This window comes from Micromonospora sp. NPDC050686, from assembly GCF_040654475.1.
Classification (GTDB): domain Bacteria; phylum Actinomycetota; class Actinomycetes; order Mycobacteriales; family Micromonosporaceae; genus Micromonospora.
Window position 1 is genome coordinate 258484 of sequence record NZ_JBFAID010000003.1, and the last position, 15486, is coordinate 273969.

12 protein-coding genes and 1 riboswitch are annotated in these 15486 nt (G+C 74.1%); of the genes, 7 read left to right on the plus strand and 5 right to left on the minus strand.

The window, feature by feature from the left end; translation table 11 throughout:
• Positions 1–5: 5 nt before the first annotated feature.
• On the minus strand, positions 6–1403 hold the full coding sequence (gene eccD / locus AB0H57_RS05055; RefSeq protein ID WP_357502769.1) for a type VII secretion integral membrane protein EccD: 1398 nt from the start codon (positions 1401–1403) through the stop codon (positions 6–8).
• 172 nt (positions 1404–1575) lie between these two features.
• On the opposite strand from eccD, the gene eccCa reads away from it, so the two are divergent.
• From eccCa to AB0H57_RS05085, 6 genes are all read left to right on the plus strand, one after another.
• Positions 1576–5541, plus strand: coding sequence for a type VII secretion protein EccCa (eccCa, locus tag AB0H57_RS05060; RefSeq protein ID WP_357502771.1), 3966 nt, complete (start codon positions 1576–1578; stop codon positions 5539–5541).
• 233 nt (positions 5542–5774) lie between these two features.
• Positions 5775–6083 carry a WXG100 family type VII secretion target gene (locus AB0H57_RS05065; RefSeq protein ID WP_357502773.1) on the plus strand — a complete coding sequence of 103 codons (309 nt, stop codon included), beginning with the start codon at positions 5775–5777 and terminating at the stop codon, positions 6081–6083.
• Positions 6084–6114: 31 nt separating this feature from the next.
• Positions 6115–6390, plus strand: coding sequence for a WXG100 family type VII secretion target (locus tag AB0H57_RS05070; RefSeq protein WP_357502775.1), 276 nt, complete (start codon positions 6115–6117; stop codon positions 6388–6390).
• Between the two features lie 81 nt (positions 6391–6471).
• A complete protein-coding gene (locus tag AB0H57_RS05075) occupies positions 6472–8001 on the plus strand; it encodes a S8 family serine peptidase (RefSeq protein WP_357502777.1) in 1530 nt (509 codons plus the stop codon).
• Positions 8002–8038: 37 nt separating this feature from the next.
• Positions 8039–8560 carry a hypothetical protein gene (locus AB0H57_RS05080; RefSeq protein WP_357502779.1) on the plus strand — a complete coding sequence of 174 codons (522 nt, stop codon included), beginning with the start codon at positions 8039–8041 and terminating at the stop codon, positions 8558–8560.
• Positions 8561–8577: 17 nt separating this feature from the next.
• Complete coding sequence (locus tag AB0H57_RS05085; RefSeq protein ID WP_357502781.1) at positions 8578–9981, plus strand: hypothetical protein; 1404 nt, start codon at positions 8578–8580, stop codon at positions 9979–9981.
• Positions 9982–10122: 141 nt separating this feature from the next.
• Here the strand turns inward: AB0H57_RS05085 and mycP are convergent, their stop codons facing one another.
• Positions 10123–11295 (minus strand): type VII secretion-associated serine protease mycosin, encoded by a 1173-nt coding sequence (mycP, locus tag AB0H57_RS05090; RefSeq protein ID WP_357502783.1) that lies wholly within the window; start codon positions 11293–11295, stop codon positions 10123–10125.
• Between the two features lie 175 nt (positions 11296–11470).
• Complete coding sequence (locus AB0H57_RS05095) at positions 11471–11812, minus strand: MarR family winged helix-turn-helix transcriptional regulator (RefSeq protein WP_357502785.1); 342 nt, start codon at positions 11810–11812, stop codon at positions 11471–11473.
• A 203-nt stretch (positions 11813–12015) separates the two neighbouring features.
• On the opposite strand from AB0H57_RS05095, the gene AB0H57_RS05100 reads away from it, so the two are divergent.
• Complete coding sequence (locus AB0H57_RS05100; protein WP_357502787.1) at positions 12016–12687, plus strand: carbonic anhydrase; 672 nt, start codon at positions 12016–12018, stop codon at positions 12685–12687.
• 116 nt (positions 12688–12803) lie between these two features.
• On the opposite strand, the gene AB0H57_RS05105 is transcribed toward AB0H57_RS05100, so the two are convergent.
• Both AB0H57_RS05105 and AB0H57_RS05110 read right to left on the minus strand, forming a co-directional pair.
• Complete coding sequence (locus AB0H57_RS05105) at positions 12804–13823, minus strand: hypothetical protein (RefSeq protein WP_357502789.1); 1020 nt, start codon at positions 13821–13823, stop codon at positions 12804–12806.
• Between the two features lie 4 nt (positions 13824–13827).
• A riboswitch (cyclic di-AMP (ydaO/yuaA leader) is annotated at positions 13828–13958 on the minus strand.
• Positions 13959–14124: 166 nt separating this feature from the next.
• Positions 14125–15462, minus strand: coding sequence for a YibE/F family protein (locus AB0H57_RS05110; RefSeq protein ID WP_357502791.1), 1338 nt, complete (start codon positions 15460–15462; stop codon positions 14125–14127).
• Between the last annotated feature and the right edge of the window lie 24 nt (positions 15463–15486).

Sequence of the window (15486 nt, forward strand, 5' to 3'; positions counted from 1 at the left end):
ACCGGTCAGGGGCGCAGGTTGACGATCCAGCCGTACAGGCCGCACACCCAGACCGTGAGCGGCACCAGCGAGATGATCACGAGGATCTCGACGATGTCGAGCGTCCGGCCCCAGAGCGGGGAGATCCGCTTGCCGGCCACGGTGAGGCCGTAGATCAGGCTGATCACCGCGACGAGCAGCAGCCCGCCGAGCACCACGCCGAGCCGCAGCGCCAGCCCGCCGGCGATGAAGGTGGCCGCCCCGGCCAGCACCAGCCCGGCGCTGCCGGCGAGCAGCACCGGGGTGCGCTGGGCGCGGCCGAGGAAGGGCCGGGCGCGCAGCAGCGACAGCACCCCCAGCACCAGGCAGAGCAGCACCGCGGGCAGCCGGCCGTCCACCGCGAGGAACAGCTCGCCACCGAGCACCAGCAGGAACACCGTCCACAGCAGGCCGGTGAGGAAACCGTCGGCGCGGTCACTGAGCCGCAGCACCTGCCGGCCGTCGACGCTCTCCGCGTCGGACTTCAGGTCGTCCGGGCCGGTGGGGATGGACGGCACGGGCAGCCGGGCCAGCCGGTAGGCGGCCATCGGCAGCATCGGCAGGGTGCCGAAGGCCACGGTGGCTACGATCGCCCCCGCGGCCGCCGGCGTCGCGCCGAACGCCAGGCAGATCACCGCGCCGAGCGCCACCGCCGCGCCGATCGAGGTGGCGCCGACGAAGAGTGGCAGCCGGTCGCCGACCGCCAGCGCGGCCAGTGCGCCGAAGACCGCCACCGCGGTCCCGGCGAGCAGTACGTGCGGGCTCGCCAGCTCGCCCAGCCCCCGGTCGCCGGCCAGCACCAGCAGGCCGGCGATGGCGGCGTACCCGGTGCCGGCCAGGCCGAGCACGGCACCGGTGCGGCTGTCCCCGGCGGCCCGGGACAGCACCGCGGAGCTGACCAGCAGGGCGACCGCGACGAGCAGGGCGGCCAGCGCGCCGGGCAGCTGGGGGGGCCCGGCGAGCAGCGCCGCGACGGCGCCGGCCGCCAGCGTCACCCCGGCGAGCAGCACCGAGAACGCCCGGGTGGTGGCGACCTGCCAGGCGCCGGGACGCTGGTTGGTGCCGGTGGCCACCGCGTCCACCACGTCGTCGAAGACGATCTCGGGCGCGGCCGAGGTGCGCGGGTTGAAATAGAGCACCTCACCATCGCGGACGCCGAGCTGGGTGGCCGTACGACCGCCGTCGAGCGGTGGACCGCCCAGCCGGGACAGGCGCCACCCGCCGTGCCGGACGCCCTCGTCGGCCAGGTCCTCACCCGCGTAGCGGAGCAGGGTCGGCAGCAGGTCGGCCAGCGGCACGTCCGACGGCAGGGCGAGGTCCATCCTGGTCCGCGGCGCCACGATGGTGATCCGGCTCAGCCCGCCGGTCGCGGTCTTCGTCGCCACTGTGGCCTCCTCGTGCTCGCCTACGATCCACCCCGGCCGGCGGCGTCACCCCACACGGGTCCACGACGCCCACGGGAGATTACCTACGATGGCGGGCGCACAGGTTGCCCACCCGACGACTCGGGCGAGTTGGCAGACCACGAGCAGGGCCGCTTCTGGGGAGGAGACAGCCGTGAGCACGGTGGTGTTCCGTCGGCTTCCGCGTCAACCGGGACCCGCGCTGCCCCGCGGCGAGCTGCTGCTGGAGTCGCCACCCGAGCTGCCCGAGCCGCAACCGCGCAGCATGGGCCAGCTGCTGATGGTCCTGCCCATGCTCTGCGGGGTGGGCGCGATGGCGTTCCTCTACGCCGGCCGGGGCGGCGGCATGATGACGTACGTCGCGGGTGGCCTGTTCGGTGTCTCGATGCTCGGCATGGCGCTCGGCACCATGGTCGGCAGCGGCGGCAACGACAAGGCCGAGCTGAACGCCGAGCGGCGCGACTACATGCGGTACCTGGCCCAGATGCGCAAGCGCACCCGGCGCGCGGCCGAGCAGCAGCGCGCCGCGATGGCCTGGCGGCACCCGGAACCCGACGCGCTCTGGTCGATCGCCGCGTCCCGCCGGCTCTGGGAGCGGCGGATCACCGAGGACGACTTCGGCGAGGCCCGGATCGCGCTCGGCCCGCAGCGCCTCGCGGTGGAGATCGTCACGCCGGAGACCAAGCCGGTGGAGGACCTGGAGCCGATGAGCGCGATCGCGCTGCGGCGGTTCGTCCGGGCCCACTCCACCGTGCCGGACCTGCCCACCGCCCTGTCGCTGCGGGCGTTCAGCCGGATCGTGCTGCGCGGCGACCGGGAGCCGGTGCTCGACCTCACCCGGGCCGCCCTCGGCCAGCTGGCCACCTTCCACGCCCCCGACGACCTGGTCCTGGTCGTCGTCGCCGCGCCGGACCGGCAGGCGGCCTGGGACTGGGTGAAGTGGCTGCCGCACGCCCACCACCCCGGACGCACCGACGCCGCGGGCGCCCGGCGGCTGGTCTTCGCCAGCCTCGCCGAGGCCGAGGGGGCGCTCGCCGACGAGCTGGCCGGCCGCCCCCGGTTCGCCCCGGAGGCGAAGCCGCTCACCACCGCGCCCCACCTGGTCGTGGTGGTGGACGGCGGGGAGATCGCGCCGACCTGCCAGCTGATGGGCCAGGGGCTGCTGGGCGCCACGGTGGTCGACCTCTCCGGCACCGTGCCGCGGGACGCGGGTCGCTGGCTGCTCTGCCTCGACGCCGGCGACGGCAGCTCGCTGGAGCTGGTGCGGGGCACCTCCACCAGCCGGCTGGGCCGGCCGGACCGGCTGGACGCGGCGGCCGCCGAGGGGCTGGCCCGGCAGATCGCGCCGTACCGGCTGTCGCAGCAGCAGACCATCAGCGAGGAGCCGCTCGCGCGCAGCATGGAGCTGCCCGACCTGCTCGGCGCCGGGGACGCCGCCACGGTCGACGTACGCCAGACCTGGCAGCCGCGCAGCCAGCGGGACCGGCTGCGCATCCCGCTCGGCGTCGGGCCGGACGGCAACGTGGTCGAGCTGGACTTCAAGGAGTCCGCGCACGAGGGCATGGGCCCGCACGGCCTGGTCATCGGCGCGACCGGCTCCGGCAAGAGCGAGCTGCTGCGTACGGTGGTCGCCGCGCTGGCGGTGACCCACTCGTCGGAGGAGCTGAACTTCGTCCTGGTCGACTTCAAGGGCGGCGCCACCTTCGCCTCGCTGGACGCGCTGCCGCACACCAGCGCGGTGATCACCAACCTCTCCGACGAGCTGCCGCTGGTCGACCGGATGCGCGACGCCCTGGCCGGCGAGATGAACCGCCGCCAGGAGGTGCTGCGGGCGGCCGGCAACTACGTCTCCCGGTACGACTACGAGAAGGCTCGGGCGGCCGGCGAGCCGCTCGAACCGATGCCAAGCCTGCTCATCATCTGTGACGAGTTCAGCGAGCTGCTCGCGGCGAAGCCCGACTTCATCGACCTGTTCGTCATGATCGGCCGGCTGGGCCGGTCGCTCGGCGTGCACCTGCTGCTCGCCTCGCAGCGGCTGGAGGAGGGCAAGCTGCGCGGCCTGGACACCCACCTGTCGTACCGGATCGGTCTGCGGACCTTCTCGGCAGTGGAGAGCCGGATCGTGCTCGGCGTGCCGGACGCGTACGAGCTGCCCAGCGCCCCCGGTCACGGTTACCTGAAGTCGGACACCAGCACCATGCTCCGGTTCCGGGCGGCGTACGTGTCCGGCCCGTACCGGCCGCCGGGGCAGACCGCCGCGGTGACCCGGGCCGCCGTGCAGCGCCGGATCGTCCCGTACGGCCTGGACTTCGTGCCGGTGCAGGCGACCGAGGCGCCGGTGGAGGCGACGCCGGAGCCCGAGCAGCCGACCGACGGCAAGGCGGTCGCGATGCTCGACGTGCTGATCGACCGGATCAAGGGCCAGGGGCGCCCCGCGCACCAGGTCTGGCTGCCGCCGCTGGCCGAGCCGCCGGGCCTGGCGGAGCTGCTGCCGCCGCTGGCCGTGCACCCGCAGTTCGGGCTCTGCACCGCAAGCTGGCCGGGCCGGGGCCGGCTCACCGTGCCGGTCGGCGTGGTGGACCGCCCGTACGAGCAGCGCCGCGACCCGATGATGGTGGAGCTGGCCGGGGCGGGCGGCAACGTGGTCATCGTCGGCGCGGCGCTCAGCGGCAAGAGCACCATGCTCCGGTCGTTGATCGCCTCAGTGGCGCTCACCCACACCCCGCGCGAGGCCCAGTTCTTCTGCCTCGACTTCGGCGGTGGCGCGCTGCGCAGCCTGGAGGGGCTGCCGCACGTGTCCGGGGTGGCCGGACGGCGGGACTCGGAGGCGGTGCGCCGGACCGTGGCCGAGGTGGTGGCGATCCTGGACGACCGGGAGGCCCGCTTCGCCCAGCACGGCATCGACTCGGTGGCCAGCTACCGCCGGCGGCGGGCCGCGGGTGAGTTCGCGGACGACCCGTTCGGCGACGTCTTCCTGGTGGTGGACGGCTGGAACACCCTGCGCCAGGAGTACGAGGAGCTGGAGCAGACCATCACCACGGTCGCCAACCGGGGGCTCGGTTTCGGTGTGCACGTGGTGCTGACGGCGTCCCGCTGGGCGGAGATCCGGATCAACATGCGCGACCTGCTGGGCACCAAGCTGGAGCTGCGGCTCGGCGACCCGGCCGAGTCGGAGATCGACCGCCGGGCGGCGTCGAACGTGCCGGAGAAGTCCCCGGGTCGCGGTCTGACCCGCGACAAGCTGCACTTCCTGACCGCGGTGTCGCGGATCGACGGGAAGCGGGACATCGACGACCTCACCGAGGCCTCGGTGGCGCTGGCCCGGCACGTGGCGGAGAACTGGCCGGGCCGTCCGGCGCCGAAGGTCCGGCTGCTGCCGCGCCGGCTGCCGGTCACCGAGCTGGCCCGGATCGTCGACCGGTCCGTGCCGGGGCTGCCGATCGGCGTGAACGAGGCGGCGCTGGCACCGGTCTACCTCGACCTGGCCAACGAGCCGCACCTCACGGTCTTCGGCGACGCCGAGTGCGGCAAGACCAACGTGCTGCGGCTGATCGCCCGGCAGATCGTGGACCGGTACACCCCGGCGCAGGCCCGGCTGGTCATCGCCGACTATCGGCGCGGCCTGCTCGGCGCGGTGGAGGGCGATCACCTGCTCGACTACGCGCCCTCGAACCAGGTGTTCAGCAAGGGCCTCGGCTCCATCCGCAGCGCCCTGCAGAACCGGCTGCCCGGGCCGGATGTCACCACCGCCCAGCTGCGCGACCGTAGCTGGTGGAAGGGCCCCGAGCTGTACATCCTGGTCGACGACTACGACCTGGTCGCCTCCGGCGGCAACAACCCGCTCAGCGTCCTGCACGAGCTGCTGCCGCAGGCCCGGGACATCGGCCTGCACCTGATCATCACGCGGCGGGTCGGTGGCGTGGCCCGGGCTCTGTACGAGCCGGTGCTGCAACGCCTGCGGGAGCTGGACTCGCCGGGCCTGCTGATGTCCGGCAACCGGGAGGAGGGGGCCATCTTCGGCACCCTGCGGCCCAGCCCGCAGCCGCCGGGCCGGGGCGTACTGGTCCGCCGGCGCGACGGTCAGCAGCTGATCCAGACGGCGTGGGTCGACCCGGCCTGATCGGGGTCGGTGACGGCGGGTGGCGGGGTGGCTGGGCCGCCCCTTGACGCGGCGGTGTCCACTGTGTCGACCGGCAGGCGGGCGGTGCCGCGCAGGGCTCGGGACGGGGCTGCGAGCGTTGGACGCGGTGGGCTACCGTCTCTTACGGAGTGTCCGTCGGTGGGGTGTTGGCCTTGCCGCGGGGGAGGGCGCGGCAGTTCCGCCGCCACAACGATGACGGAAGGGTGTGAAGCATGGCGTTCGAGGTCGAAGCAGGGACTCTGCATCAAGCCGCGAGTGACGTGCGCTCCACGCGCAGCGAGGTCGACGGCGAGCTGAAGAAGCTGTGGAACGTGGTCGACGACCTGGCGATGGCCTGGAAGGGCCAGGCGAGCACTGGCTTCCAGTCGCTCATGACGCGCTGGAACGAGGACACGGTCAAGCTGCTGACGGCGATGGACAACATCGCCGAACTGCTCGACAAGTCGGGTACGACGCACCAGGTCAACGACGAAGAGCAGCAGCAGATGCTGGACAAGTTCCACTCTGCTCTCAACCCGTGATCGACAAGCAGGAGCAGAGGAGGGAACCGGCATGATCAAGGTTGACTACGCGGTCCTCGAGGCCAGCAACCAGCAGATGCAGGCAATCTCGCGGACCATCGACGAGAAGCTGGACACGCTGCGGTCGATGCTCAGCAAGCTCCAGTGGGACGGCCAGGACCGGGCCGCCTACGAGCAGCACCAGGCGCAGTGGGACGCCGCCGTCCGGGACATCAACCGGATCCTGAACGAGATCGGTGGCGCCGTCGGCATCGCCCGCGAAAACTACGTCAGCACCGAGATGAGCAACGCCAAGGTGTGGGGCTGAGATAATCGCCCGCGCGGCTCCGGTCCGGTCTGACCGGGCCGGAGCCGCGTCGCGTTGTCAGCCAGCCGAGGTGGGGGTGTCATGGTCACGGGGAAGCGTGTGCGGAGGGTGCTGCGGTCGGCCGCCGCGCTGGTGACGGTGGCCGTGGCGGGCGGGGCCGCGCTGCTGGTGGCACCCGCACCCGCCCAGGCCTATCCCGTACGCGACCAGCAGTGGTATCTGGACAGCCTGCGGATTCCCGAGGCGCACAAGCTGACCCGCGGGCGCGGCGTGACGGTGGCGGTGGTCGACAGCGGCGTGCACGGCGCGCACCCCGATCTGAAGGGGCAACTGCTGCCGGGTCGCAGCTTCTATCCCGGCGGTGCGGCGGACGGGTGGTCCGACCCCGACCGGGAGAAGGGCCACGGGACCGCGATGGCCGGGATCATCGGCGGGCGCGGTGGTGGCGGTGGGACCCGGGAGCTGGGCATCGCCCCGGAGGTCCGGATCCTGCCGGTCGCGTTGGGCCCGAACAGCGCCCAGTGGGATGTGCTCGCCGGCGTCCGTTGGGCGGTGGACCAGGGCGCCGATGTGGTCAACCTGTCGCTGTCCGGCTTCGGCTCGAACGTCGATTCGAACCGGGCCGTCGAGTACGCCTTGAGCAAGGACGTCGTGGTGGTGGCCGGCGCCGGCAACCGGGTCCAGGGCTTCGACGAGGTGGGCACTCCGGCCAACGTGCCGGGGGTGATCGCGGTGAGCGGCACGGACCGTTCCGGTAAGGCCTGGTCGGGGTCGGCGACCGGGCCCGAGGTGGTCGTGGCGGCGCCCGCGGTCAGCATCATCGCCCCGGTGCCGCCCGGCGTGAACGGCAGCGCCTACGGCATGAGCGAGGGCACGAGTTCCGCCACCGCGATCGTCTCCGGCGCCGTCGCGCTGATCCGGGCCCGCTATCCGAAGCTGGACGCGGCCAACGTGGTCAACCGGCTGATCAGCACCGCCCGGGACGAGGGCGCCTCGGGCCGCGATCCGGAGTTCGGCTTCGGCTCGCTCGACGTGCTCCGGGCGCTGACCGCGTCGGTGCCCGCGGTGGAGGCCAACCCGCTGCTCGGCCCGGCGGCCGGTGGCGCGAAGCCGCCGGCCGGTGCGGCGACCCGCAGCGCCGACCCGCGCGACGACGAGCCGTCCGTGTCGTTCGGGGTGGTCGACGGTTGGGGTGCCGCCGTCCAGGTGGGACTCTGCCTGCTGGCGGTGCTGCTGGCGGTCGCCGTGGTGGTGGTGCTGGTGGTGGTGAACCGCCGCGCGAAGCGCCGGAAGGCGGCGGCCGGTCCGCCCCCGGCCGGCCCGCCCGGCTACCCGGGCCGGCCCGGGGCACCGGGCCACCCCGGCGGCTACGGACCGCCCGGGGCACCGGGCCACCCCGGCGGCTACGGACCGCCCGGGGCACCGGGTCAGCCCGCCGGCTACGGACCGCCCGGGGCACCGGGCCATGTCGGCGGTTACGGGCCGCCCGGCGGGCAGCACCCGTACCAGCCCCGGCCGGTCGGCCAGCCCGTGCCGCCGTACCCGCCGGGTGCCGGGCCGGGTGGCCCGGTGCCACCCGGGCCGCCTCGGGCCGACCAGCAGCAGCGTTGAGATGCATTTCTGAGCACCGGGTCCGGGGAGGACACCAATGAGCGACCAGAACAGCGGCGACCCCGACCGGGTCGACGTGCGGATGCCGATCCCGATGCCGATCCACCCGATGATGCCCGGGGCGCAGGTCCGCGGCATCAGCTTCGACCGGATCAGCGCAGACCAGGCGCAGGTGTCGGGCGAACTGGCCGGCGGCGGCGTCCGGACGGAGTGGGACGCGGACAGCTTCGACTCGGCGGCGGAGTGGCTGGAGGAGCACGGCAGGTACGTGCGTGGTCTCTGCACCAAGATGCACGTGATCGTGGAGCGGCTGGGTCAGGGCGGCGGGAAGGGGCCGCTCGGCGGCTATCCGGCCGCCGGGGAGCTGCTCGGTCAGCACCGGGCTGTCTACGACAGCACGAAGCGGGGGCTGAGCAAGCTGGCGGACGACCTCTATGCGGCGGCTGAGGCGTTGCGCGCGGTCAAGCGCAACTACGAGACCGCCGAGGAAGCCAACGCCATGTCGGCCCAGCGGATGAACGAGATCCTCTCCAACAGCGCGCGCGGCGCGGAGAGCTAGGGCGGGGGAGCCGGAAGATGAGTGGCAAGAGCTGGGAGGACATGGCCCGCGAGGTCCTGGTCGAGGGCAATCCGGCCGAGGTCCGCGGCGCCGCGCTGGACTGGGAGGAGGTGCTCCGCAACGTCGGGGAGGTCCAGACCAGCCTGAAGACGAACATCGGCGACCTCGGCAAGACCTGGAAGGGCCCGGCGTACGACGCCTTCAAGGGCCACATCGACCGGCTGGGCAAGGACATCGAGGGCATCGTCGACGCGGTCAGCGATCCGGGTTCGGGGCGGGTCGGGATCGTACCCACCCTGGAGACCGCCGCCGCCAAGATCGAGAAGGCGCAGGCCGAGATGCCCATCCCGGCCGCCTGCGTCGGCGACGTGCTGGCCGCCCGCAACGGCGAGATCACCCTCGGGGTCGGGCTCTTCGAGACCAGGGTCAAAGCGGACCTGCTGGGCAGTTGGCCCGCCGAGCAGCTCGGCAAACTGGGCGACTGGGTGACCGGCTGGTTCTCCGACCAGGAGGGGGACGCCCGCAAGGTCTACAACACCCTGGAGGGCGGCATCCGGGAGACGGCGGAGCAGGGACCCAAGGGCGGGTGGTCCGGTGTCGGCACGACGCCGCCCCCGCCCCCGCCACCGGAACTCGGGCGTGGCGGTGGCGGTGGTGGCGGCGCCGGGTCGGTGCCGGGCCTCGGTAACACGCCCGGCACGGGCGGCATCTCCGGCAGCAAGGTGCCGAGCGGCGTCGGCGGTGGGCCGGGCATCGGCTCGGGTGGCGGCTACGGGTCCGGCTCCGGGGTGCCCGGTATCGGCACGGGCGCACACCCCGATCTGAGCGGCGGCGGCTACTCCCCGGGGACCGGCACGGGCACCGGCTACGTTCCGGGCGGGCCCGGCGCCGGCGGCATCGGCGCGGGCGGTGGCGGTTACAGCACCGGCCTGGCGGGCGCCGCACCGGCGACCACGGGCCTGGGCGGTGGCCCGGGTGCTGGCGGCCTGAGCGCGGGGCTCGGCGGCGGCGGTGCTGGCTCCGGGCTCTCCGGCGGTGGCGCCGGCGCGCTCGGCAAGCCGGTCAACCCCGGCCTGCCGCCGATGATGGGTGGCGGCGCCGCCGGGGCGGGCGGCCGGAACGCGGGCGGCCGGGGCGCCGGCGGACGGCTCGGCGCCGGCCGCACCGGCGCAGGCGGGGGCATGGGGCCTGCGATGGGTGGCATGGCCGGTGGCGGCGGTGGCCGGGGCGCGGGACGCGGGGCGGCCGGCGCGGGCGGCGGGGGTGCCCGTGGTGCCGGTGCCCGCGGCGGGATGGCCGGCGTGGGCGCCGGCAGCGGTGCCGGCTACGGCGAGGAGGAGTTGCCGCGCAACTCCTGGCTGGAGGAGGACGAGGACGTGTGGGGCGGGGACGGCGGGGCAGCCCCCGGCGTGCTGCGCTGAGCCACGACGGCGACGAGGGCCACCGGTCGGACCCGACCGGTGGCCCCAGGCCGTTCTTACTAAGTAAGGACTGGCCGTTGTCTGGACTCCGCCTCGGCTCGACCGCCCAGACGAAACACGGCCTCGCGTCGAAACCGCCCGTCAGCCGGCCGGGCCGGTCTCCGGCGGGCTCGGCCGGCGCCCGGGTCGCCAGCCGCGCCGACGGCCGTGCGCCAGGACCGGCCGGGAGACGAGCAGGAGCACCGCGAAGAGCAGCCCGGCCAGCCCGATCCAGAGGGCCAACGTGCGCTGCCGGTCCAGCGGGTCGTCCCCGCCGGGCGGGGCCGGCATCGCCCCGAGCGGCGGGTCGTTCCGGGTGCCCAGCAGGTTCGTCACCGCGCGGTACGGGTTCACCACGCCGTACCCGAGCTCGGGGCTCTTGCCCTCCGGCGGGCTGTCGGCCGTCCGGACCAGCCGGGTGGCGACCTGCTCGGGGGTGAGGTCGGGGCGGGCGGCCCGGAGCAGCGCGACGACGCCGGAGACGTATGCGGCGGCGAAGCTGGTGCCGCCGGCGGCCTGGGGTAGGTAGCCGGTGCCCTGCGGGGCCGGGCCGATGAGGTTCAGCCCGGGCGCGGCCACGTCCACGTGTTCGCCGCTGACGGAGGTCTCCACGTGGGCGCCCTCCTCGTCGACCCCGGCGACCGCGATGACCCCCGGGTAGCTCGCCGGAAACACCGGCCCGTTCTGCTGTTGCTGCTCGTTGGTGTTCCCGGCGGCCGCGACGACGACCACGTTCTTCTTCAGCGCGTACCCGACGGCCTGTTCCAGCTCGGGCGCGGGTTCGGTGACCAGCGACAGGTTGATCACGTCGGCGTCGTGGTCGGCGGCCCAGCGGATCGCCTGGGCGATCTGGCCGGGCAGCGCCGGGTCCCGGGTCTCCTGCTTGTTGGGCAGCACCCGCAGCGGGAGGATCCGGGCGTCCGGTGCGATCCCGCTGAACGGCGAGTCGGTGTCGTCGCGGCCGGCGATGATGCCCGCCACGGTGGTGCCGTGCCCCTCCTCGTCGCACCGTCCCTGCCGGGCCGGGAGGCCGCTGAAGTCGCGGCCGTCCTTGACGCGTCCTTGCAGCACCGGGTGGCTGGCCGAGACGCCGGAGTCGATCACCGCGACGGTGACCCGCTCGCCCCGGCTGATCGGCCACACCGACTCCGGCTTCAGCCGCCGCAACGCCCATGGCCGCTCGGTGGGGCCGGGCCCGCCGGCCGGACCGCACGGCGGCGGTGCGGCGGCGGCCGGTGCGGGCGCGACCACGATCGTGCCGAGCAGGGCCACCACCAGTCCACAACGGACGACGCGGCCCCGGGGCGTACGGGATCCGGCCCCGGCACCTCGGACCGACGGCCGTCCACCCGATCGGAAGCTCTCGCGCACGGGGTGAGATTACCGCCGGCGGGCCGAGGGCGTGGTCACGGGAGCGACGGTACGGTCGGTCCGATGTGGCCGGAGCCGGTCAGTGCCGCGCGGTGCCCTCGTCGGCGGGCCCGGGAGTGAAGAGCGCGAGCAGGTCGCCGACCTGGCGGTCGGCCTCGGCCGGATGCCGGAAATGGCCGGCCGGGTTGACGGTGTACTCGTTGCGCCGGCCGACCCGGGTGCGCTGGAGGTAGCCCTCGGCCTCCAGGTCCGCGACGATCGCCTGGGCGGCGCGTTCGGTCACTCCGACCTTGTCGGCGACGTCGCGTAGCCGGGCGGTGGGGTCCCGCGCGATGGCGAGCAGGACGTGCGCGTGGTTTGTCAGGAAGGTCCAGTTCCGGGTGCTCCCGTTCGCGCCAGCTGTGGTCGCCATACCGGCCATGGTATGGCTTCGGGCCCGCGCCGCAGGTCCTGGCCCGGGCCGCGGGCGCCGGCCCGGCCGGTGCAGGGGGCCAGGCGGTCGACGCCCGCGACACCTGAAATCCGTATCACGAAATCTTGACGGGCTTTCCGCCGCGTGTGACGGTGGTTGCGGCCGTATCGCCGGCCGACCCACCCGCGTACGTGAGGGACGAGGTGAGCCGAATGCCGTGGAGCAGCCCGCAGCGCGCGCTCGACGAGCTGCGCGCCGGCAACCGACGGTTCGTCGCCGGGTCGCCGCGCCATCCCAACCAGGACGCCGACCGCCGCACCGCGGTCGCTGGCGGCCAGGATCCGTTCGCGGTGATCGTGGGCTGCTCCGACTCCCGCCTGGCCGCCGAGATCATCTTCGATCGGGGCCTGGGTGACCTCTTCGTGGTCCGCACCGCCGGGCACACCGCCGGGCCCGAGGTGCTGGGCAGCGTCGAGTACGCCGTGACCATCCTCGGCACGCCGCTGGTGGTGGTGCTCGGCCACGACTCCTGCGGCGCGGTCCAGGCGGCCCGCGAGGCGGTCCGCACCGGTACGCCGCCTCCCGGGCACCTGGGCGCGGTGGTGGACGCCGTGCTGCCCAGCCTGCGGCAGGCGGCCGACCGGGGCGTCGAGGACATCGACGGGATCGTGGACATCCACATCGCCCAGACCGTCGAGGCCCTGGTGTCGAACTCCGCCGCCCTGGCGGCCGCGGTGGCGGCCGGCCGGTGCGCGGTGGTCGGCATGTCGTACCGGCTGAGCGCCGGCGCGGTGCGGACGGTGGCCGAGGTGCCGGCCGCCGCGGCGGCGAAAGCGCCCGCCCAGGCCCGGCCGGTGGACCCGGTCGCGCCCTCGGCCGGCTGAGGCCCGAGCCGACGGCCCGGAGCGCGTCGTCCGGCCGGCCCCGGCTGCGCGCCGAGGCCCGGCACGACGCGGGCCGCCCCGCACGCGGCGGGACGGCCCGGGTTACGCGGGGCGCGCTAAAGCAGGGAGACGTGCACGTGGTCGGTGTGGTCCGACGGGCCGCTGTACGAACGCCAGCCCGTCGCCGGGAACCAGATCTGCCGGTTCCAGATCACGTAGTAGATGCCGAGCCGGTCGGCGTTGCGCAGCAGGAAGGCGGCCAGGTTGTTGCCGTACGTCCGGGTGTCCTTGTTGTGCCACGGGCTGAAGCCGCGGTTCTGCAACGACCAGTCGCACGCCCGTCCCTTCGGGTGCTCCCACGGCCCGCCGGAGCGGTAGCAGCCGACGAACCGGTCGAAGCCGGCCCGCTTGACCTCCTTGTACATGTGCAGCGTGCGCGGCGTGACGCAGCCCGAGGTGGTGGGGTCGGACTCGCTGCACGACTCGCGACGCCACTCCCCGTCGGAGGTCCGTCCGGGGCCGACCCGGGCGACCGGTGAGGTCGCCGAGACCAGGCCCCCGGTGAAGCCCTTGCCGCCGACCAGTTCCAGCGACTTCTCCGCCTCGGCCTTGCGCTTGGCGATGATGGCCGTCTGCCGCTGCTGCTCGCGCACCTCGGCGTCGAGGGCCAGCTTGGCCGCCTCGGCCTTCCGCTTGGCCTCGGTCACCTCGGCCAGCTTCCGCTCGTTGACCATGTTGATCTCGTCGAGCACCGCGGCGCGCTTCACGAAGGAGGTCGGGCTGCTGCTGTCCAGCAGGACGGCCATCGCGCCCACCCGCCCGGTCCGGTACGACTGCGCGGCAATCTTGCCCACCTGCGGGGTCAGCCGGTCCAGCTCGCTCTGCGCGCGGCGGACCTCGAGGGCGAGCGCGAGCTGACGCTGCTTGGACTTCGCCAGCTTGGCCTTGGCCCGGAAGTAGCCCCGGTTGGTCTGCTCCAGCACGTCGTTGAGGAGCGGAGGATCGTTGTCCTCCTCGTGCCCGGACGGCTTGGGGGTGTTCGGGGCGGCCGTCGCCGGGAGGGGCCCGGTGACGATGGTGAGTGCGGTGAGCACGGCCACCACCGGTGTCAACCAGTGGCGCAGGGGTGCCGTCACAGTGTTCCCTTCCCTCGACCGCCGACCGGGTTAGCTGACGGATTCGGGACGGAAGTTGCCCCGGCCGCTGGCGCGGCTTCACCCCACGTACCTGGTTCCCCGGCTCGCCGAGCGGCGATTGGGCGGTGGCACCGCAGGCGCCGCTGCGCGCCTTCGGCGGTGACCGGCAGCGAGGTTACCCGAGAGCCGGGCCGGTGAGCTACGTCCGGAACCCGACCAAAGCCGTATTTTCGGAATCGAGGGCGGTAACCAGTGACACGTTTGACATGGGTGGCGGCGTGGTCCGTCACGCTCTGCGGTGTCACCATGCGTCGTCCGTGCTCCTTCCGGGATCGGGCCACCGGCCCGGGGGCGTGGTGGTGGTCGATGTTCGCGGGGCGCCGAGCGCCTCCAGCGCGACGTCGGGGTCGGTCGGCGGGCGGCGGGTCGGGGGCGCGGCCGGTGTCGACCCGCCGGCCCGCCGGCCGGCGGTGGTGACGAGCGCGGCCAGGCCGGTGGTGAGCGGAACGGCGGCGACCAGCCCCAGCGTCGCCACCGTGCTGCGGACGATCTCCTGGGCCAGGAACTCGCTGGTGAGGAGCTGGCCCACCGGCCGGGAGTCGGCCACCAGCAGGAGCAGCAACGGCAGCGAGGCGCCCGCGTACGCCAGCACGATGGTGTTGACCACGGAGGCGATGTGCGCCCGGCCGACCCGGGTGGCTGCCCGGTACAGCTGCCGGCGGGACAGCTCCGGGTTGGCGTGCGCCAGCTCGGTGACGGTCGCCGCCTGGGTGATGGTCACGTCGTCGAGCACGCCGAGCGAGCCGATGACGATCCCGGCGAGCAGCAGGCCGTGCAGGTCCACGTCCTGCTGGAACATGGAGAGCGTGGTGGCGTCCTCGCTGCCGTACCCGGTCAGGTGGGTGGCCCCGGTGGCCAGTGCGCCGAGGACACCGGTCAGCACCAGGCTGCCGAGGGTGCCGAGCACGGCGACCGACGTCTGCGCGGTGATCCCGTGGGTGAGGTACAGCACCACGAACATGATCAGTGCCGAGCCGACGACCGCGACCAGCAGCGGCGACTGGCCGGCGCCGATCCCGGGCAGCACGAAGGTCAGCAGGATGGCGAAGCTCGCGGCGAGGCCACCCAGCGCGGCCAGCCCGCGCCACCGCCCGAACGCGACGATGGCGGCGGCGAAGACCACCACCAGCCAGACCAGCGGCGTACCGCGCTGGTGTTCGGCGATGTCGTAGCGGCTCGCCTGCGGATCGGCCGGGTCGGTCAGCTGAACCAGGATGATCTCGTCGCCCGCGGTCACGGTCGGCGCGCCGGGGCCGTCCGGCACCGGGGTCTGGACCTCCCGGCCGGCGTCCGGCCCCTGCGCCACCCGCACGGTGACCGTGCCGCAGCGGCGCTGCCCACCGTCCGGCCCGCCCTCTGGCGTGTCCGGGGCCGGCGGGCAGGACTCGCTGACGACCCGGGTGACCGTGCCCTGGTAGCGGGGCACCTCGGCGGCGGGCTCGCCGCTTGGCGCGTCGCGGGGCCAGAGCACCACCGCGGCGATCACGGTGAGCAGGAACAGCGGGACCACGGTCGCCACGAGGATCCGCCGCACGCCCGGTGGGGCGGGCGGGGCGGTACGCGGGTGGTCGGCGCCCATGCTGAGTCTCCTGACGATCCGGTG

Excerpts from the sequence above, each read along its gene's own strand:
- AB0H57_RS05100 (WP_357502787.1), top strand. The coding sequence starts at position 12,016 with ATGCCGTGGAGCAGCCCGCAGCGCGCGCTCGACGAGCTGCGCGCCGGC.
- AB0H57_RS05110 (WP_357502791.1), bottom strand. The coding sequence starts at position 15,462 with ATGGGCGCCGACCACCCGCGTACCGCCCCGCCCGCCCCACCGGGCGTG.
- AB0H57_RS05080 (WP_357502779.1), top strand. The coding sequence starts at position 8,039 with ATGAGCGACCAGAACAGCGGCGACCCCGACCGGGTCGACGTGCGGATG.
- AB0H57_RS05085 (WP_357502781.1), top strand. The coding sequence starts at position 8,578 with ATGAGTGGCAAGAGCTGGGAGGACATGGCCCGCGAGGTCCTGGTCGAG.
- AB0H57_RS05065 (WP_357502773.1), top strand. The coding sequence starts at position 5,775 with ATGGCGTTCGAGGTCGAAGCAGGGACTCTGCATCAAGCCGCGAGTGAC.
- AB0H57_RS05075 (WP_357502777.1), top strand. The coding sequence starts at position 6,472 with ATGGTCACGGGGAAGCGTGTGCGGAGGGTGCTGCGGTCGGCCGCCGCG.
- AB0H57_RS05095 (WP_357502785.1), bottom strand. The coding sequence starts at position 11,812 with ATGGCCGGTATGGCGACCACAGCTGGCGCGAACGGGAGCACCCGGAAC.
- AB0H57_RS05070 (WP_357502775.1), top strand. The coding sequence starts at position 6,115 with ATGATCAAGGTTGACTACGCGGTCCTCGAGGCCAGCAACCAGCAGATG.